Source organism: Cerasicoccus frondis (assembly GCA_031296915.1).
Taxonomy (GTDB): Bacteria; Verrucomicrobiota; Verrucomicrobiia; order Opitutales; family Cerasicoccaceae; genus Cerasicoccus; species Cerasicoccus frondis.
This window is the reverse complement of the sequence record JAVDPC010000039.1, coordinates 22,788-41,868: the sequence shown is the minus strand read 5'-3', so window position 1 is coordinate 41,868 and position 19,081 is coordinate 22,788. Positions and strand designations below refer to the sequence as shown.

Genomic DNA, 19,081 nt, shown 5'->3' with positions numbered 1-19,081 from the left:
AAACCTGCCCTTCGGCGAGAACGGGGAGGCAACGCGCAATGCCAGGCCGCCGGAGGCGGGGCCGGTTTGGAGGGCATTGCGCGGCGCCAGGGGCGGCGCCCCTTAGCCTTTATCCATCAAATTGTGGGGGCGTTGCGGGGATCTCCCCGCTAGAATGGGGTGCGCTCAAGACTTCGGCTTGAGCCAGGGGAAAAGCCTTTCCCCACCAACAAAGGAGAACAGTCCATGAGGGGATATAATAAAGAATCTCATCACCATGTCTGAAAAAATCACCTTTAGTGAATCCATATGGCGATGGCTCGCTGTCACTGGTATGACCACGACGATTGTCTCAGTAATATTCTGGCACATCATCGGGGGGTGGGTAGTCACGCGCCTTTACCTGACACGGTCGGTCATGAGGCTCGATCTGGAAGGAACCCTGATAGGAATGCACTTTGGGGCAACGGTGATATGCCTCATCGCCGGCATTAAGCTACGATCGATCGACAGACAAAAGGACATGGGAAATTGCTCGATGGCGGCTTTTTGCCTGGCTATTGCTTTCAGCCCAACATTAACTGTGGGCATCTAAACTAGCTTGTGCTGAAGCACCGAATACTTTACTGCCTGAGTGCTATGGCGAAAAAGAAAACAGTAAAACGGGCTGCCAAAAAGGCCGCTAAGAAAAGTGCGGTCAACCGCGCAGCTGGTAAGACCCAAATTTCGATCAGCCTTCCTCAAGAGCTGGTTCATAAAATTGATATGATGGCTGCGGCCGAGAACCGCAACCGTTCCAATTTTATTGCGACGGCTCTGGAAAACCTAACCGAACAATAGCGCGGACGCGATCAACACCATGTTCAGCTCGGAACTCGAAGCCCTTCAAATCATCCACCAAAATGGCGATGAAATGGCATTTCGTCCTGAATCGGACTCCAGGTCCGACATACAGGCTTTCCAGGAAGACATTAAATTACTCAGGAATCTGAAGAATAAACTCCTGATTCGTTTTGTCGGGGAACCACACCGATCTGCCCGAACCGCAAAAACTACCTACGATAGTGTCAGCGTCTTTCTGACTGAAAAAGGGATAAAGCACCTTGAAAGTGTAACCGATTAAGTCAGCCACCGAAGACCATATGCCTCGGGAAATAGTTATTAGGCTGCAATAGCGGCTATCTTCGATCTCGATGGCAATGCCAGTGCGAGGCGTCGAAATCGAAGCCGGGGCAATAGGAAAATAACGGCTTTAGAATGGCATCAGTTCGTCTTCGAGGTGTGGGTGATATTTAACTTTGACGATGCGCTCCTTGTAGCTAATGCGGGCAGAACGAGTGTCCTCGTGGACCTTGATTGCCTGCTCAATGTCTTTGATTAAACTGACTGGGAAAGTGTCACTGCATTCGAGAGCCGCTGCCAGAAGGCCGTAAGCATAATCAAGGTTGGCCAGGATCGTTAGGGAATAGTGGACGGATTGCTCAATGGACTCTTTGAGGTCATTTTTGCTTTGTTGGTCTGTCATTGGAACTCCTTCGTTTAGTAGGCCATGGTTATCACGGCCTTTCTGGCTTCTCCGCGACAGGGAGCCCAGTGCAAGAACGCAACAGCCTTCTCGGGAGACCGCTCTGCGGCGGAAGGCTATTGTGGCGAAGCACGCTTCCTGTAGGAGTAACCAGATGAAAGGCCGGTAGTATGGCCTACCCGGAGGAGTTCCTGCGGCAGTTATCTAAGCGTCTGATATGGGTTGATGAGCGTTTTACCACGACTCGGTTGAGCGGCGACAGCCTTGTCGATTTCGGCTCTGACCTTGGCTTCGATGAACTCAAGGAATTCACTGGATACGCGACTCCTGGACAGGTGTGGCCGCGTGCGTTTGATGGTGCCGAGCGCGTAGGCTCGGACTTGCTTCTTGTTGATGAGTTTGGGTGACATTGAACCCTCATTATATCAAACGGCCTTGGCGCAATCCGCTATTTAAAGCGGATTTAGAGGCCTCGTCGGCCTCTAAGCCTGATAAACACTAGGGTAAGAATATCCCTTGACACCGTGGCTACTGGCCCAGCGCGTGGCAATTACGGGATTTACGACTCGCCAGCCCTCTATCCATGCGGATAAATATTTAGGAATGGAGGGAAAATAACATTATGAATGAAGAATTCAATAAGCTGTTTGATGAAGTCGATTCTGCACTGTCGAAGGCTCAAACCACTGCTGATCTTGCAAAACGGACAGAAAATCTAGAAATCGCACTCAATCTTCTTTGCAATTATACTAAGAAACTGAAGCGAGATCTAAGGGAAATAGCAGCCACAGTGGTCGAGGTCCTCATGGAAGAAGATGCAAAACCAACGACGATTCTTGACCTAGCAGCAGGCGATGATCGCCTGATTACATTTCGTAGTGAACAAAACTTCGCACTTTTTCTTGATTCAACTTTGGACACTTTAGAGATGCAGGGGCGATTCGAGAAAGAAGTTTATGGGCGCATTTTCTCTGATCTCAAATCGAGCTACTCCGAGATTGTAGAGAGTAAATTGTCAGTTGATTATATTGAAGTGGAAATTTTTAAGAGACTTGAAAGTTTCTTCTGCCGACCACCCTGGGGGCCTGGCGGCTTCGGAAACATAGTTAAGCCGGATGGGCCCACAGGAGGGGGAGGCGTCGGGGAAAAAGCGGTCAAAGTCTTAAAGGAATACGGAGCTTTATTTGTGCATACCGCATACGTCATTGTTCAGGTCGTTGAGAAATGCATTACGATGCAGAATAAAGAGTTTATGAAAGTGTCTGACCGAACTTTTAACTACGACGATCCCATGACATACCAGGTATTTAGACTATACGCACTCAAAGCACTGGTTAGCGATATTGAGGATGATTTGGGTTTTGATCTACTCAAGAACAAGCCCAAAATCAAAGTGCCAGTTCGGGGATACGCCGGAGCTTAAGCGAGATCATCGGAAATGACACAGAATAAACCTTATATCTAGAACACGTTCCCATCACCATATCAATAATTAATTAAGAAAAAGGGGGAGTCCGCCAAGACTACCCCTTGAAAAGGAAATTACTAAGCTAAAACTTTACTAAGTTTAAACTTAGTCAATAACCTCAATTGCTTTCGCTTGAAAGCGGTCATCAATGCAATTTTGGCTTATACTAATTGCGTTTAGCGCCGTTGCTAAGCATACAAAAGCCACTAGCACTAATGCCTTATATGGTTTCATTTTACCTCCTTTCATTGTCTTTTAAGCTGCCTGAATTAGCAACAAATCCCCAAGAGAAAACTATCCTAAAAGTCTTTACGTCTTTTGACTCATTAAACTTGGCTCTATATTGATCCGCAAATATCTTAATGTCATCAATTCCTTTATTTATATGCTTCTCGACATAACCGACAAGGAGATCATCCATATGCAACATAAGCAAAACCGACATTGCTTCCGTGTTCCTACCAAGACCTAAAGCCCCATCGATGATATCACTAGGCTTCTTTGACGCAACATCACTACTTACGAAATCTCCTAATACTGATGTACAAAAATTTGGATCTTCACCATCGCGTCCAAGCGACGCGTTTTTACTTACTCCGACTAAGCTTTCGTATAGAGCAATATTTTTTTTCCTTGGATAGAGGTCGTCACGAATGGCTATAGCAGCTTCAAATGGAAGCTCCAAATCTATGTATGCATGCTTCAACCCATCCAAAATATCACCACATTGCTTTTTTCTGTGAAGCAACTTTAGGTGCCGCTGTATTCCGGTTTGTGGTGTTGGTGCGACATACTCTGACTGTATCCGATATGTGGTATCTCCATTGATGTCGACGATAGCTAACGCCTCAGACAAGACAAACTCTCTAATGATAGCACTTCGTTCGAGATGTGACACCCCCAAATCTTTTAGTTTACTAATAACTGAGCTCTTGCTTAATTCATCGCCTCTCTTTTTACCTGAGAAACAGCTGCCAAACACTCGCCCTAGCTCAGAGCGCCTTTTCTCCGACAGAAGACTAGTCGGACCCTGTTCTAAAAAGCGTTTCTTGATTTTCCGAACCGAGCTCTCGCTTATCCCAAGAATTGCTGCAATATCAGTTTGGGTTCGACCTTCAAGGTTATCTATCCTTAGAAACTGAATTAAGTCACATAAATATTTGCTATCAATGTGAAAATTGTTGGCTGCTTGAATGAATTCATCAGCGGAATCAAGCAATAGCTTAAACTCATCTGTAGAAATCTCCTCTGGAGTGAACTGTATCTCTCGGTCTGACATAGCTCTGAAGTTCTCGTTATAATACGGATTCTCATCGAACAATGAAACTGGAATGTTTTGCGGCTTAAATGCGTGACGCGATGCCGGTTACAACCGGTAAAGAATTACCGGCTGGAGACCTTCCGATCGTGTGAAAAATTGATGGAAACTGTTCCTATATGCAATTTATGGCAAACGGGTGTATAACTTCCAAACGCATTTAACCATTAAATTCTAAATCATGCTCAACAATCCGTTTTCTGTATCCGTATTTTTGGGGTTCACACTCATTTTGATGGGCTTCTATCTGGCAGTGATCGAAATGAAGCGTCCTCCGACAGATAGTCCAGGCGAACTCACAATCAAGGTTCTTGGTAGCAACTTCACATTTCGTGGAAACCGCTCTTCCCGATTTTTCTTGGTCGGAGGTATCATTGTTATCCTTGTTGGCTTTTTGATTGCCGCAAGTTCTTAATAGCTGATCAATCATCAGCATTAACTTTCCGCCAATCATAGCCTCACGTGGTGCTGATGTCGACATGACCAGCTATCTCCTGCACCTTGGCCAGATCTATATCACTGGTAAAAAAACATATTTCTTGAATATTATTGCGATAATAGTATTGAATCTAGCCTGTGTCACCTAGAAGAATAATGCTTATCATTAAGCTTTCATGGGCAATTATTTGGACATCATTATTGCTTTTCTTGATGGTTTGGCTGCTCGATGCCTTTTGGACAGAGGAAGACATTAAAGATAAAGATGGTTTTGCATTGGTAGCAATTATAGGATGCTTAGGCGGATTTGCTCGCTGGTTGCATGATATGGGCAAGGACATCAAGTACGCCCTTAGTTATAGATCTTGCATCGATCTCCTTATTAGCCCTCTGAAGAGTGCCGTGCTAGCGGTGATCGTTGCCTATGCACTTAAAGGTGGCGTGCTAGCTTTGGGAGCTAAGGGAAGCGATGGGAATTGGGAATTCCTATATGGAATCGCTGGTTTTGTTGGTCTATTCGCCCCACAAACTTTCATTTGGCTTGAGAACGCCTTCCGCAGTAAGGCAAACGAAAAAGTGCCTCCGTCAGATAACGATTAGGTATTGCTACAGAGAATATGTGATTGGGGATTGGGCTTCTACTCAGGCAAAATCATCTGTCAGATCAGATAGAAGCTTTTACACAAAATATTCAGTCTTCATAATGTCGAATCCAGGCCCCTTTTCTAGGTGGCGGATGGTCTTCACGCTCTATTGAAACGATTGGCACATCAAACCATGGTCCATTAAGCAAATCAACCAATGCAGCATTCTTTTGCATGTCATTCTCAAGAACTTTTTCGTCTCTTTGTCTGTCAGTTTCCATATCGCTATTAACTAAGATGATTCTGATTTCTCCAAATATCTAACCATTTCAATAACTGCGGAATTCTCCCTCATAGACTTTCTCGCTGAATCTAGGAGCTCGACCTGCCGATTTCTTTCCTCGATTAGCTTGATAGACTTTCCTGCATCGATCTCGCCACCGTCTGGTGCAGGAGCTATCAGCTGGACTTTCTGTCCCCCACTGACGGCATCTAATGCAGCATTAAGGTTTCGAATGCTCGATGTAAGGTCACCAATGTAACGAACACTGTTAGCATAATCAATTGAATTGCTCCTTAGCGAGCTCTCGTCCTTTTCGGTATACTTAAGCTCATGATCCGGCATCGCATTGTCATCGTATTTGTATATTTTTATTTTGGTATTGTCCGGTATAATATTAACTTTATTAACTTTGGACAAAATTGCTGCTGCTTCCGGATCAGTATCTTCATTGGCAATAAGCGCCGCACGATACATGTTGAGAATACCTTGCTCAGTTAATGGAATTGTCTCGGTTTTTTTCGCAATCTCATCAAAAGCAGCCTTAACCGCTTCTGGATTAGTGTTACCAGATTCATCGCGAGAAAACATAAGAGCAGCACCAGGCTGACCGACCGCGTTTTTACCTACTGCAAGACGCTGATAGATACTAGCATTGAATGAAAGCAAGCTAGTCGCCTTAAGCTCCATTAAGACATCCGTGGATTTATCCGAACCTTCAATCTTACCCAGTCCATTTGCGTTAACTGTTCGAGTTTCTTTGGTAATTTTACCTTTATCATTATACTCGACAGCATATACCTCTGATCGTGGTTCGTTGTCAGGCTGCATCCGATCCGTAGGCACAAGAGCTAGCTCTTGCCTGGCATAGCCAACCTCACCCTCAGGAAACTGGGTTCCTGGGTTTTGGGCTACCTTTACACCGATCAAAGTATTCGAGGCAGCAACAACGTAATGGCCTTTACTAGAACACCCAGTAAAAAGAGTGAGTATAAAACCTGCGAGTATGCAGAGAATCCCGTATTTAGGGTTCGTTTCCTTCATTGTTGTCAGCTGGTTTGTAGATTTCCAGTTTGTCATGGGAGTGTTCCAAAATAATACCTTCCTCACCCAGCGGCGTTATCGCGACACGAGCCTGACTGATACCAACAGCCACAGATTGAACCTCTGAATTTACGATATTTACACCAATGGCTTGGGAAGTTCCTTGCACAACACCATCCTCCCTTGGCTCGTCCAGTCTCACATATCCCAAGCCAATGACAATGAATTGCCTGTCTGATCCATCTGGAAGCGGAATAGTGCAGCCTATCATGGAGACTAATGCAAAAACAGTGGCAGCTAGATAGCATAATTTTAACAAAACCTAAAAAGAATAGATTATAGATCTTATTATTTGTCTATAAAAATATTGATATGTCAGTAGCTAATTTTGTAGCTGGGACTATCCTCAGGCTTAAATTTCCGTCGATCATATCCGCGTGTGGTGCTGATATCCGCATGACCAGCCATCTCCTGCACCTTGGCCAAATCCACATCATGCTCCAGGGCATTGGTAATTGCAGTGCTTCGCATGGAGTGGGGTGAGAGGGAAGGTGCAATCACTCCGGTTTTCTTGGCGTAATGCTTGAACACGTCCACGTCGATGGCCTTTCCGGAAAGTCCTTTCCTTAATTCACCAGTCACGTTGTTCCGGACTGGTCTAAATAAAGGGCCAGTGAGGTCCTCGCCGTGACCAGCAGTGGCCAGATACTCCTGAATACACCGCACCGTGTGGGCATTGACTGGAATTTCCAGTGTCTTTTCGCCTTTGGCGGCGAAGCGCAGATACATCAGCCCCTTGTTCTGGTAAAAGTCACCGACCTTCAAGCTGGCGATTTCCTGACGTCTAGGGGCATGGAAGAAGCCCACGGATAGAATCGCGCGATCACGCAAGCCCTTTAGGGTATCGGAATCCGGCGCATCGAGCATGGCTCGCACATCTTTATCACTCAATGCTGGCGTCGCTTTGCTTTTGGCTTTGGGTCGGGTGACACCATTGACCGGATTGTGAGAAATGGAATTCTCGTTGCAGAGGTAATCACACAGAGCCGATAGAGCCGACAACTTTCGGCGGATCGTGGCTGGAGCCAGTCCATAGTCCTGAAGGCTGTCGCGCCATTTAATGACATGAGCCCGCGTCACCGTCCGGAAGGCCTCGGGCGATTTGATTTCCCAGAAGGTCATAAACTCGCGCACATCCCGCGCATACGCGTCACGGGTATTTTTGCTGGTGATGTTCGCCAGCCAGACCATTTCGGCGGGAACCTCGGCGAGTTGGAAGAACTCCGGCGCGGCCAGCGCGGTTCCGGCGGTCGGTTTGATTATGGGCAAGTGTTCCAGGTCATCATCCATGCTTTCCGAAACACCTTAGCCGCGCACTTATCTCCGGTCAACATTTAAGTAACATAACATATTTTATAGAACTTTAACCTGAAACCTAAATGGATGGGGAAAAGGACTAATCTACAGGCGTATTCATAGCACCGAATGTAGAACTGTTGGCATCCTTAGGGTCGCGTTTATTTGCATTACTTAATTCTCTAGCTAACTCTGATACAAATTTGCTGCCGAAACTACGCTGCATTGCCTTTAGCTTCTTTTTCGATCTACATTCGATCAAGTATTCGTCAAGTAAACGGCTATCAATCATATTCAGCCAACCAAGAGCTCTTGTTATCTCAATAATAAGCGACGATTTCAGCAACTTATCGGTTACACGAATTCTAGTGTTCCCATCAGACCGATGTGTAAGGTGATTTAGAACTTTTCGACTTACAGCGCATCGAAACGCAATTTTTGTCATTGCGCGGTGTCTGCGGGAATGGTTGCCTGACATTACCTTAACCTTGACGATTCGAGTTCTGCTTACCTTCTTCATGATTCAGGTGCCTCTTTCTTATTCTTCTCTGTTTCAATGATGATTTCAGCGAATTGCTTGGCGACCTTCAGTGAATGTCTCACAATGATCGTTTTAAGCGTAGCAAAAGGAAAACCATAGCTTGCAAGACCCAGAATTGGCAGCGCTTTGTCTTCTACTGCGAATGGAATCCATGGGCTAGCTAGGGTATATAATAGGATTGCGCTAATAGGAACAAACATCAGGAAGTCGCATAAAATTTCGCGTCTCAATCCATTTTCAACTCGCTCTTGTTCATCTTGGCGACGCTGTTTCTCGGATTTGATTAGTATCCGGATTGAGAATGACTGCGAAAGCAGGTAGAACAGCTCAGCAACAAACATAACTACGAAAATCGACCCGTCCACGGTAAGTTGCTTAAGCTATTTCAAAAAATACTCAAGTTTTTTGCCTATTGTCGAAACGTGAACGCTAGTGGACAACGCAGTCACCGTCTTCAAAGGAAAAATCGAGTAGCATACGTCGATACCCCATCGCCTTTGCCAGCTCATCCACGGTTTGCGGCGCATTGTAACAATCTATTGCGTTATTAGGAATCGAACAGTCGGCGCTTCCTGGCGAAAGCCCCCCGATCTCAGTGGGTTTTGACATTGCGACCTCCTTATGGTCGGTTTAGTTTACCCGAATGTCTCAGAATTACCAATTCTGGGACACATCAAGCATGGGAAATCGAGACTGCATGGCAACCTCAATCCCCTATTTTATACAGGTTCCAGAGCCTTTTGGCAAAGGCTCGCTTCTCGGCCCCGAACGCTTGTTGGTAGATCAGTGTCGTTTTTACATCGGCATGGCCCATGAGCTCCTTGGCCTCTCCGATCGGTAGGTTCTCCATCGCACAGGCAAGACCGTAGCTATGCCGTAGGCCTTTAGGGGTCGCGTGTATCCCCTCGATGCCTGCGGCCTTCATGATGGCTTTTATCCATCTTAATGCCGTGCGCCGGTGAATCGTCCAAAGGCGGCCCCTGTGGGACGGCAAATTGAAATGCTGGGTCAAGTCGCTGATGAACTCCGGATCGACGTAAACCGCCCTGTAAACGGTCTTCTCTCGCTTTTTGAGCGTTCGGAAAACAACAAGCTCGGCCGCCAGGTCCACGCGCGTTCCATCTAGCTCCAAGGCCTCCGAGACCCTGCACCCGGTGTAAAGCAAAGTCATTGCCAATAAGCGCTGCGTCGTAGGCGCATCACCCGCCGCATTTTTGAAGCGCAGGCACTCTCCGACAGTGAGGTATTTTCTCTGTCCCCGGTTATCATACAGAGACATTCCAGAATTTTTGTCAGTCACGCGAGTTTCACCATGTCCCAGAATTGGTAATTCTGAGACATCATCTCACTAAATTCCTAAAAAACAGTTACTTACAAATCATTTAGACCATGAAAATTGGCGCAAAATCCTTAATAGCCGCGGCAACGGCCGCCTTTCTTGTCACACAAACATCCTGGGGGATTCTGAATCTTCACCTCGTCGGCGATCCGACAGAGGATCACCTTGACTTCACATTTTCGGGAACGGACACGGTCACCCAGGCATTTACACTAACGCCAGGAACAGAATTTGAGTCGCTCTTCTGGGACATGATTGACCCAGATGCACGGTATGCTAACGGCTGGGCCTTCATTGATACACGCTTTCCAACGGAGACTCTATTCATTGAAAATCTGACGACTGGGGCTAGTGGTAACCTCTCGGTAGTTGGATTTTCAAGTAATCAAGGCCAACAGGAGCTTTCAGTTCATTACGGCAACCCTGATGATAGTCCCTTTGTTGCCAATATCGGAGACACCATTGAAATCACTGGTAGCGGCACGGATGTGACGATTGGAGTTGGGGCGTCAACCGGATCATGGCCGTTCTCAGTATTTGATCCAGGTAACTATGCCCTATCTTCTCGAGACGGCCTTCTTGCCGGCAATCTGAATCTCGAAATTACTGCAATCCCGGAGCCGTCAACAACGGTCGTAATCTTTGCTCTAGCGGGCCTCAGTGTCCTGTGGATCCACGAACGTCGACTGAAATCATGAGATAAGACCCTTGCCTGAAATCATCCTCTTTGATGGTATTTAGGTATGTCATTAAGCAATGAGTGGGAAGAGGTATATTTGACACCGGATGGCTGGGTTGATGGCAGCTACAAGCATGATTTCGGAAATCGAAAAGACGTTCCTAAGCCGGACAATGCTGTCCTGCTTGTCCGACGAACGGTCTACATTGCCGCGATGGGTGCAAAGCCCGATATCAGAACGGATACAACGTCTTTGACCTCAGATAGAGCGCTGATTGCAAAGCTACGCAAAGAGCACGGCGAGCCATCCTTCGGGGTCTGATTCGCGCACAATTTATGTTGTGTAAACTATTGCTGGTCGTCTTCGCTGAAGTTGGTCTTTTGTTGCCATTTGAGAAAAGTATTGGGAATCGGCTATCGGATAATTCAGCCAAATATGGTAGTAATTCCCGCTTGATGTGGTAGCAAATACTACCAGTATCGGCTGCTGTATGAAAATGAGCATCACCTGGATGGCTACGACCGCAATTACAGCTTTCACGCTGCCATTAGAAGTGGATGCAGCATTGTCTATAAATTCCGCGTTTAGCCCGTTCAGTAACGTTGATTCATCCGGACTAGTGCTCGATGTGGATGAATTCAACCAACACTCCTCGCAAGACGAATTTGGAGCTTTTTGGTTCACCACAGATTCTTTAAAATCAGGTCATGATTCATACCTAGATGCAGATTTTCAGTCATCCCACGGCAAAACAGATATGCTAAATGGAGGGTTGTCCACCAGCAGTGCATTTTCTCAGAGTGCCAGTGGATATGGCTCATTTGAAGTAGGATTCGGCTACGAACAATCTATTACTGCGATTGGCGATGAGCCGATAATCATAAGCCGAACCCTTTCATTATCCGAATTTGGAGACATTAACGTTAGCGGACAAAGGAGTTTTAAGCTATTTGATAGTGCAAACGACCGAGTCCTCTACGAAAGTATTGGCGAAATCAGCACATTCGTTATCGAGTTTGAAGAATATACTCTCACAAGCGTAATAAATGACAATAGCAGTTCCGATCTGTTTTATTCATTTATGATAACAGATATAGTTGGTGAGTATGATTTGCTATTAGACTGGGACGCTAACTATAGTATGTTCCTTCCAGAAGGACTAGAAGAAAGCCTTCAGATTATAACCATGAATGAAAATGTAAGCATACAACCATTGTCGGCTCTAATTCCAGAGCCAACAACATACGCTATTTCCGTTGGGTTATTCTTATTCTTGGTAACTTATCTAATAAGAAGGAAAACTGATTGACGAATGGCTTTCTCTAAAATCCTATCATCGTGCTGCTAAAGCCCTCATATTTTTTGCCCCCCAGCAGAGCTGCACACTCTTGAACCTTGCGGTCCCCTAGTTCTTCATCATCCATATCGAATTCATCCGTCGCAGTCTTGGCAAAATAATCTGCGAGTAAGATTAGTCCACGCATTAGTTTTTCGCCATCTTGCGCTACAGCGCTAAAAACACGGTTACGATCTTCATGGTCTAAAAGCTGGAATTCTTTACTACCTAAATTGAAAACGAGAATGTCGAGTTCGACTTTGCCGAGCTCAATATTCTCATTACCGACGACAGGCTCATCAAAGAAAGAAAGTGAACCAATCTTCACTTGAGAAAGGTCCCAATCCCTAATCAATTCGAGAAAAAGATCATCATGAGCTTCTAGAGTGATAGGTGTTGAGCGCTTGATACATTCAAATTCATGCAGAGTGGATTCAATCTCAAGTTCACTAAAACCTGCCTGCGATAACTGTGACTTACTAGGAGCGGCTGAGGCTAGCTCTCTAACAAAATCTGCTGTGTTCATAATATAGTTATACTAATCAGTTGTTCGGTTATGTAGTTTACTAAATTCCCCTTGGTGGAATCCCTCTGGCAAAGCACCAGCAAAACGTCCTTGGTCAATATGGTGATGTATAAGTTTATCACCAGCAAAATCAGCATGCTGAGGATTATGCTTGATCCAAACGTCATCAACGACAGGGGCCTGCCCCTTTTTGATCCGATTAATGTTTCCTGCACTAAACATTTCTGGATTCTGCTTCCTCAATTGCCTAAAAAACCATCGTCCATTTCTTTTGAAGCCAAGGGATGTTAAATCAGATTTGGCAGGAGCATTATTCATATCTATGGCATTTTTGCCTGTAACAGCATTAGCGTCACTTCTGCTACGTAGTGCTGCAAGATAATCATCATCCACCCCATTAGCGGGTTGGTCAGTCTTAATTTTAGGTGCGCTGTCCGGGACAGCCTCATCAATTTGCTTAAGTGGCACTGAATCGACTGCTTCAAACGTATCCGCTTGCTTCTGTGCTCGCTTAGCCTTCATAAACTGAACAGCTTCAGCGAATGAAAGATCTTCAGGAATGCCCATCTTAGAGCGCGTTGCCTTAAGGCTCACTACACTAATATCCGCAGCTGCCTCAGCGGTATTGGCAAGCTTTCTGGTCATGTTAACGGCCTTTGCCCCAGTCCCTGCTCCTCCTGGAACAAATGGAATCAAAGCAGCCCCTACATCAATAACAACACCACCAGCACTTATAGCGGCTCCTGTATAATCACCCGTGTAAATATTCGCTCCGGTCTCAAATACTCCCAGAGCGATATTTCCGACATCCCAAACAGTCTCCGCAATGTAGCCGGAGGGGTCATTCAAGGACATTGGGTTATTCCGGACATAAGAATAATGATTGTAATTTTGTAAATCGTAAGGCGCAGCTATTACAGGATCAGGTGAAAGGAAACGTGCAATCTGTGGATCATAGATTCGGCCGTTCATGTGAACTAACCCCAAATTATCCAACATTTCATGTCCTGTATAACCGCGATCAGTGACGGTGGCAGTGGCGCTTGGAGCACCGTTCCAATCAGTATAATCCCGACGCAGTCCCCAAGGATCGAATCCATATTGCTCCGCCCATTGCCCCGAGTCATCAGACACACCAATCACTGATTTCAAGTGATCGTAATGAAAATAATGGCGTGTTACGGAGCTACTAGCACTATCGTAGGTCATCGTGCCAAGTGTGCCAATAGGCCCGTAAACATAGACCTTGCTCTTGATATCGTCGCCTTCGTAGGTGTGCTCTAAAGCATCAACGTAAACTTTCTTTTTAGAGGTAGCCCCATTGATTATTTCTTGAGTCAAACGCTGGTGGTCGGCTCCATAAGTAAATACGCTACTATTACCGCTTGGATCGTTAATCGTATGCGGTTTGTTAAATGCTTTCCAAGTGACTGTTGCACCGCCGCGACTAGTCAGATTTCCATTCGCGTCATACCCATAGGTAACACCAAACGCCGAGGTAACCGCATGAGGTCGAACAGCAACCGTCCCATAACTATAGGTGCTTGATTGCACTCCAGTGTCAGTCCTGATCTCTCTGGTGTTGATATTGCCATCTGCATGATAGGTATAAGTTAATTGGCCTAAATTCTGGACTGTGCTTGTGTAAAGTCGGTTCAGCCCATCATAGGTAAAATCCTCTCTTAAACCGGCATCAAAATCTTGCCTGTATTGAAGGTTCCCGTGCTGAGTGTATTGAAAATGCCAATCTTGTAATACGCCTCCTGGGCCACTCGCATCGATGTCGGTCAACTCATAAGTTTCAGGATCATAAGTCTTCTGAACAAAAACACCGTTTCCGAGCGTATATTGCTTAACCCTGTCGAGCATGTCATACTGTGGATTTTGAAACCAGGTGTGTCCGCTAGAGTCACTAATCGTCGTGGTAAATCCTCGCGTATTGTATGCATAGCGCAGACCATAAGAGCGCCATCCGTGATGTAGCTCATTGCCTGGCTCCTCCAATGATTTTGGTCGCCAGAAATAATCGATTTGCGTCAATCTACTATGGTCATCATATTTTGAGTAGTTGTAGTAGAATTTTCCATCAATTTGGCACAGTTCCAAATAGGTGCGGCTGAGGTCATCATAGTAGAATGATTTACGAAAATCATTCGGTCCTTCAACTAAACGCAGCAGCCCCTTCTTATTGTAATCGGCAGCGCCATCATAGTGCCAAATTGATGTTTCACCGCCAACCTCTCGGGTCTTTAGGCGATTTAAGGTGTCGTAAGTTATAGTCGTTGTTTGCGCCTTGGCATCTGTCTGAGTTCGCATGAGTCCCATGCCATCAAAAGTGTAGCTCCACTCACCCATATCAGGATCATCCAAGGCTGTTCGATTACCCTGTATATCATACTCCATCTCATACACGACTCCCCCTGGAGCTTCCACGCGGCGGATATAATCGCCGTGCGGTTCGTAAAAGAATTTGGTGGTATTTAGGATGTTATCTCGAATTTGAGAAATCTGCCCTTTGGGATTACGAGTTTTGATAGTCGTCTGCCCACCAGTAACTTCCGTAAGAGCGAAACCATTGTAAGTAAAATCTGTTACAAGGCCATTTGCTAAGGTAATTTTGTCGTTACGTTCAAAATCATCATACTCGTAAACCATCCAATCCGTAGGATTCAGATTCGTCGTTTTTTGAGATATTCGATATATTTGCCCTAAGTCGTTATACTCAGTATCTTCTATGATGGCGTTCCCATTCCAATCTTCTCTTTCAGCGCGAATTTCTCGCTGCAATCGGTCAAAATATGAAATGGATTCAGACCCGTCTTCAGGATCTGTAATGATAGCATAAGCAGTCCCACTTGGTGCACCAGTAGGCGAGAAAACGTAAGAGATGTCCGTTGTCGTTTCGTCCGGGCTAATGATCTTCTTGAGCCTTCCGAACGTGTCATATTGGCGTTCTGTTTCCAGGCCATTGGGATCAGTGATGATTGCTACATGCCCAAAACGCTCGTCATAGGTGGTCGTAACTTGGTGTCCGAGATCATTGTCCTCGTATTTCGGATACTTGTTACCGAAATCCGAATAGCCCGAATAGGTGATCGACCTGGTTTCTAAATCCCTCCCACTGATCGTAACTGATGTGACGTTTCCGTTGCTATCACGGCCATATATCTTCTCCAACTCCTTAAGAGTCGGAGAAGATTCTTGCATAAGTCGATCCTTATGCAGAAAGCGCGTCGATGAATAATAATCGTATTCTCGACGAACTGTGCGTGAAGGGATACCCGTCTGTTGATGCTCAGTTTCCTGCCAATCAAGTAACCCAATCGACCAATCCGCGCTGTAATTGTCGAAATGGCTCGTCGTAACTTGAACATAACCACCTCCATAATCAATTTCAATACGGTCGGCATTTCCGTAATCATCGTAGTCATAATCAGTAACGAGGGTCTGATAAGGATTCGACTGATTGAATTCATACTCTTTGATCGTTTCGATATCGACGTAGGGGAAAACCGTTTCCCCATTGCTCTCAACAATATCAAATTCGTTGCTGATTTCACGGATAGTTTGATCCTGACCGATAGAAGGATCAAACTTTATGGTTCTTTGTGAAAGCAGTCCGATGTAGGGGAATTCTTGAGAAAGAACATCTTGCACTTGGATTTCTTTTTCAGCATCGAAAGAATCAAAATTCTGAAATCCTAAAAAACCAAGCCCCTGGATATGGGTTCGCGCCTCTCCATAGGTGTAGTAACTATCATAGTGCAATCCAGTCGTTCCGTTGTCTTTGATCACATGAGAAACAACGTAATCTGACGGAACGATGTCGTAGATTGGGTGAGCAGCGCCAGTTCCTTTGGTGTATATTAAATCGCTTGGTATTCCAGGGTTCTTATACTCGATTACCATCTGGGATTGATGCCCATTAGTGATAGCAGTAATCAAGTCAGGCTTTGGGGCTGTATTGATCCAACCCATGCTTTCGTGGTCATTATCCCTGGGGTTGATCCGAGACATTATCATGTCTTCAAGGCCATCCCCATCGAGGTCCATTAAACGGACCCCACCATCGATACCAAACTTAGTGCCTACAGCATCAGCAATGACCGCTTCATCTACAAAGTTAGGTGGCCGGTAATTTGAGTGAGACTGCCATCCTGAACCTGTATTTATGTATGCTCCTCGCTCAACACTGTTAAAATTCGTAGGATGAACCCTTGAAAAAATAAAATCAGTCAACCCGTCTCCGTTCAGGTCAGTGAATCGAAGGCCTGCATCAAAGTCCTCATTGATATTATAGCCAAAGGTAATAAACACACCGGATGGGAGCTCATAATCTGAAGATTCTTCCCAACCTGCTCCGGTATTGAGATACGTTGCTTTATTTGAAGAATTTGTCTCTTGAGCGTAAACAATATCAAGCAATCCATCAGCGTTCAAATCAACTAAGCGCATCCCGCTATCCTGCCCATCTCCGTCATTGAACGGGTAAACAACAAAATCATGTGGTAACACGTAGTCGCTGCTTGGCGATCCAGCCCACCCGCTTCCAGTATTCAAGTGAACGGTTCGAGGTTGGCCCTCGCGGGCATAGAGGTGATCTGCCAATCCATCACCATTTACGTCAATAAACCTTACACCACCATCATTACCAGGTCCGCTATAAAGGTCACGAATTATTGGTTGAAGAGGTTTGTAGCTAAGCGTATCGATCCATTTCGCACTTGAATTGTCATCAACCGCACCTCCGGTATTATTCAAGTAGGCTGCTAAAATTTCGTTGAAACTTCCAAAATTACGCCCGCCAAACACCATATCCATTAGGCCATCGCCATTGAGATCTACAAACTCAGCTCCTGTGGGTAAGCCTTTAATGGATCGGGCGGTTAGACTGAGACGAATTCCACTACTAGAATAATAATCATAGATGAAATCCAGCGGTGGTTTATAGCTGGAATCGGCAACGAAGGTATAACCATTATTAATGTATGCTTCCTTAACCCCATTGTAACCGTAAAGCAGATCCGGCAAATTGTCTCCGTTTACATCTACAACTCGCAATCCACCATCTCGGTCCGCCGGACCAGTTTGATCAAGATTTACAGTGAAGTCGCGGTTCGAAGGTGGTCGATAAAGAATATTCTCTAGCCAACTGAAACTTGTATTAAGGTATGCTCGGTCATTCTCTCCCTGGCGGGCAAAAAGCATATCTGGGAGGCCATCTGCGTTCAAATCCGCAAACCGAACACCTCCATTAATGCCGTAGTTGTTGCCATAGGCATAAGCGATATCCATTTCGTCTTTTGGAACCGAAAACGTCGTCTGCCTGAGCCACGTTCCCGGGACCGTTGGAAAAAGTCCGTCATTACGATTCGGCCAGCTAAAGACGGTGGCTGGCATACTATCAAGGCCGATTTTTTGCTGAACAGAAAGAAGTAAGCTGAGGCCTGTTACGCCACTATATCCGTATGTAAAGTGATATTCTCGAACTGTGGTGTTGTCGTGTTTTACGTTGATGCTCTTTAGGCGTTTCAGCAATGAAACCTCAGCACCGGCCATGTAATAAGGTCGGATGTCATTTCGATTTTCGTAAACAAACTCAACAGTGTAGTCAGCATAATCAATCGACTTGATGACCGCATTAGACAGACCGTAGGAACTTTGCTCGTAATAATCATAGGTGATTTCATTTCCCGCTTTATCCACGACGCTGCTAAGCATCCACTTCAATGCGACATTGGGGAATATGCCTTCAGCATTAACAAAAGAATCACCAGTGTGGCCGTATTCCTTTATCAGACCTCCTTTAGTTCTGACAGTGAATTTAGATGAGCTGGAGTTTAAGCTGCCACCAGCAGTGATTTTGCTGAATTCATTGATCTCAGTTCGATATTCTGCGGTTGAGCCGGCATACGATGACCCACTCACAAGCATTAGACGCTGACCATCAAGCAACAGGCGATCATTGTCATCGAAATCGACCGCATCAATCATCTGGTCATGAAACAATGTAGGCCGGGTGCGGGTAATTTCAGAAAGACCAGCGATGCGCCACCCTACTCCCAATATGCCATCGCCAGACTGACTGTTATATTGAAGCGCCAGTTCAGGAGTCATTCCCATGATCCCAGGGGGCAGCTCAATTGGGATAGTGTATACCGCTTGGCCTTTGTTGTTTACCGACAAATCGCCAGATAACGATCCTGGCACTGAGACCGCATTCAAAGTAGCCGCCATGAGAATCATGGCGAGTGATATGAAGAATTTAAGGGAATTCATCATTGAGATTGTTCAGCTTGTATTCTGGCGCGGCGCATCTCTCTTAGCCGCCTTAATGTTGCTTGATTTTGTTCTGAATTTGGATCGCTAACTGCTGGCTGGCGCATTGATGCAAATGCTTTCCAATAATACGCTTCTTCCTCGGGCTCGTTACTTACGGCTTCAATTTCAGTAGTCAGCAGCTCGCCGAGGCCTTCAACAGCGACCGGAGGAACATCCGTGACTTTCGGCTCCTCCACACTATCAGATTCGACTATCTGCACAACCGTAGCATCTTCAGTTGCTTGCGGCATGATCCGCATCCGCTCGAAAGCAATGAGCAGCGCAACGACAAGTGCTGCAACAAGCAGAATGCTTACAAATGTATTATTTTTCGCCAAAATGCTCC

General features: G+C 45.6%; 21 protein-coding genes. 6 read left to right on the top strand and 15 right to left on the bottom strand.

What is annotated here, in order from left to right; translation table 11 throughout:
• Positions 1-256: 256 nt before the first annotated feature.
• Positions 257-574 carry a hypothetical protein gene (locus RBB63_RS21455; protein WP_309387302.1) on the top strand — a complete coding sequence of 106 codons (318 nt, stop codon included), beginning with the start codon at positions 257-259 and terminating at the stop codon, positions 572-574.
• A 44-nt stretch (positions 575-618) separates the two neighbouring features.
• Complete coding sequence (locus RBB63_RS21450; protein ID WP_309387301.1) at positions 619-819, top strand: ribbon-helix-helix protein, CopG family; 201 nt, start codon at positions 619-621, stop codon at positions 817-819.
• 412 nt (positions 820-1,231) lie between these two features.
• Here RBB63_RS21450 and RBB63_RS21445 read toward each other — a convergent pair whose 3' ends face one another.
• Both RBB63_RS21445 and RBB63_RS21440 read right to left on the bottom strand, forming a co-directional pair.
• A complete protein-coding gene (locus RBB63_RS21445; protein WP_309387299.1) occupies positions 1,232-1,504 on the bottom strand; it encodes a hypothetical protein in 273 nt (90 codons plus the stop codon).
• Positions 1,505-1,704: 200 nt separating this feature from the next.
• Positions 1,705-1,914 carry a hypothetical protein gene (locus RBB63_RS21440; RefSeq protein ID WP_309387297.1) on the bottom strand — a complete coding sequence of 70 codons (210 nt, stop codon included), beginning with the start codon at positions 1,912-1,914 and terminating at the stop codon, positions 1,705-1,707.
• A 212-nt stretch (positions 1,915-2,126) separates the two neighbouring features.
• On the opposite strand from RBB63_RS21440, the gene RBB63_RS21435 reads away from it, so the two are divergent.
• Positions 2,127-2,927, top strand: a complete 801-nt coding sequence (locus tag RBB63_RS21435; RefSeq protein WP_309387296.1) for a hypothetical protein — start codon at positions 2,127-2,129, stop codon at positions 2,925-2,927.
• Positions 2,928-3,207: 280 nt separating this feature from the next.
• On the opposite strand, the gene RBB63_RS21430 is transcribed toward RBB63_RS21435, so the two are convergent.
• Both RBB63_RS21430 and RBB63_RS21425 read right to left on the bottom strand, forming a co-directional pair.
• Positions 3,208-4,251, bottom strand: coding sequence for a helix-turn-helix domain-containing protein (locus RBB63_RS21430; RefSeq protein WP_309387294.1), 1,044 nt, complete (start codon positions 4,249-4,251; stop codon positions 3,208-3,210).
• Positions 4,252-4,450: 199 nt separating this feature from the next.
• Complete coding sequence (locus RBB63_RS21425) at positions 4,451-4,771, bottom strand: hypothetical protein (RefSeq protein ID WP_309387292.1); 321 nt, start codon at positions 4,769-4,771, stop codon at positions 4,451-4,453.
• Between the two features lie 113 nt (positions 4,772-4,884).
• On the opposite strand from RBB63_RS21425, the gene RBB63_RS21420 reads away from it, so the two are divergent.
• On the top strand, positions 4,885-5,328 hold the full coding sequence (locus RBB63_RS21420) for a hypothetical protein (protein ID WP_309387289.1): 444 nt from the start codon (positions 4,885-4,887) through the stop codon (positions 5,326-5,328).
• 91 nt (positions 5,329-5,419) lie between these two features.
• Here the strand turns inward: RBB63_RS21420 and RBB63_RS21415 are convergent, their stop codons facing one another.
• The 8 genes from RBB63_RS21415 to RBB63_RS21380 form a co-directional block, all read right to left on the bottom strand.
• The gene (locus tag RBB63_RS21415) at positions 5,420-5,593 is read right to left on the bottom strand and encodes a hypothetical protein (protein WP_309387287.1); all 174 of its coding nucleotides are present in this window, start codon (positions 5,591-5,593) and stop codon (positions 5,420-5,422) included.
• Between the two features lie 11 nt (positions 5,594-5,604).
• Positions 5,605-6,636: a hypothetical protein gene (locus RBB63_RS21410; protein ID WP_309387284.1), complete on the bottom strand. Its 1,032-nt coding sequence runs from the start codon at positions 6,634-6,636 to the stop codon at positions 5,605-5,607.
• Positions 6,617-6,907: a hypothetical protein gene (locus tag RBB63_RS21405; protein ID WP_309387283.1), complete on the bottom strand. Its 291-nt coding sequence runs from the start codon at positions 6,905-6,907 to the stop codon at positions 6,617-6,619. Before RBB63_RS21405 ends, RBB63_RS21410 begins: the two co-directional genes overlap by 20 nt.
• Before the next feature lie 104 nt (positions 6,908-7,011).
• A complete protein-coding gene (locus tag RBB63_RS21400; protein WP_309387280.1) occupies positions 7,012-7,986 on the bottom strand; it encodes a tyrosine-type recombinase/integrase in 975 nt (324 codons plus the stop codon).
• Between the two features lie 106 nt (positions 7,987-8,092).
• The gene (locus RBB63_RS21395; protein ID WP_309387278.1) at positions 8,093-8,512 is read right to left on the bottom strand and encodes a hypothetical protein; all 420 of its coding nucleotides are present in this window, start codon (positions 8,510-8,512) and stop codon (positions 8,093-8,095) included.
• On the bottom strand, positions 8,509-8,874 hold the full coding sequence (locus tag RBB63_RS21390) for a hypothetical protein (RefSeq protein ID WP_309387277.1): 366 nt from the start codon (positions 8,872-8,874) through the stop codon (positions 8,509-8,511). Before RBB63_RS21390 ends, RBB63_RS21395 begins: the two co-directional genes overlap by 4 nt.
• 88 nt (positions 8,875-8,962) lie before the next feature.
• The gene (locus RBB63_RS21385) at positions 8,963-9,142 is read right to left on the bottom strand and encodes a hypothetical protein (protein ID WP_309387275.1); all 180 of its coding nucleotides are present in this window, start codon (positions 9,140-9,142) and stop codon (positions 8,963-8,965) included.
• A 97-nt stretch (positions 9,143-9,239) separates the two neighbouring features.
• The gene (locus tag RBB63_RS21380) at positions 9,240-9,812 is read right to left on the bottom strand and encodes a tyrosine-type recombinase/integrase (RefSeq protein ID WP_309387273.1); all 573 of its coding nucleotides are present in this window, start codon (positions 9,810-9,812) and stop codon (positions 9,240-9,242) included.
• Positions 9,813-9,922: 110 nt separating this feature from the next.
• Between RBB63_RS21380 and RBB63_RS21375 the strand changes: the two genes are divergently transcribed.
• Positions 9,923-10,570, top strand: a complete 648-nt coding sequence (locus RBB63_RS21375; RefSeq protein WP_309387272.1) for a hypothetical protein — start codon at positions 9,923-9,925, stop codon at positions 10,568-10,570.
• A gap of 478 nt (positions 10,571-11,048) precedes the next feature.
• Complete coding sequence (locus tag RBB63_RS21370; protein ID WP_309387270.1) at positions 11,049-11,861, top strand: hypothetical protein; 813 nt, start codon at positions 11,049-11,051, stop codon at positions 11,859-11,861.
• A 13-nt stretch (positions 11,862-11,874) separates the two neighbouring features.
• On the opposite strand, the gene RBB63_RS21365 is transcribed toward RBB63_RS21370, so the two are convergent.
• Genes RBB63_RS21365 through RBB63_RS21355 form a run of 3 tightly spaced genes read right to left on the bottom strand, consistent with a single transcriptional unit; the run spans position 11,875 to position 19,073 of the window.
• Complete coding sequence (locus tag RBB63_RS21365) at positions 11,875-12,414, bottom strand: hypothetical protein (RefSeq protein WP_309387269.1); 540 nt, start codon at positions 12,412-12,414, stop codon at positions 11,875-11,877.
• Between the two features lie 12 nt (positions 12,415-12,426).
• Entirely contained in the window at positions 12,427-18,696 is a 6,270-nt protein-coding gene (locus RBB63_RS21360) for an RHS repeat-associated core domain-containing protein (RefSeq protein WP_309387267.1), read from the bottom strand.
• Entirely contained in the window at positions 18,693-19,073 is a 381-nt protein-coding gene (locus RBB63_RS21355) for a hypothetical protein (protein ID WP_309387266.1), read from the bottom strand. Before RBB63_RS21355 ends, RBB63_RS21360 begins: the two co-directional genes overlap by 4 nt.
• Between the last annotated feature and the right edge of the window lie 8 nt (positions 19,074-19,081).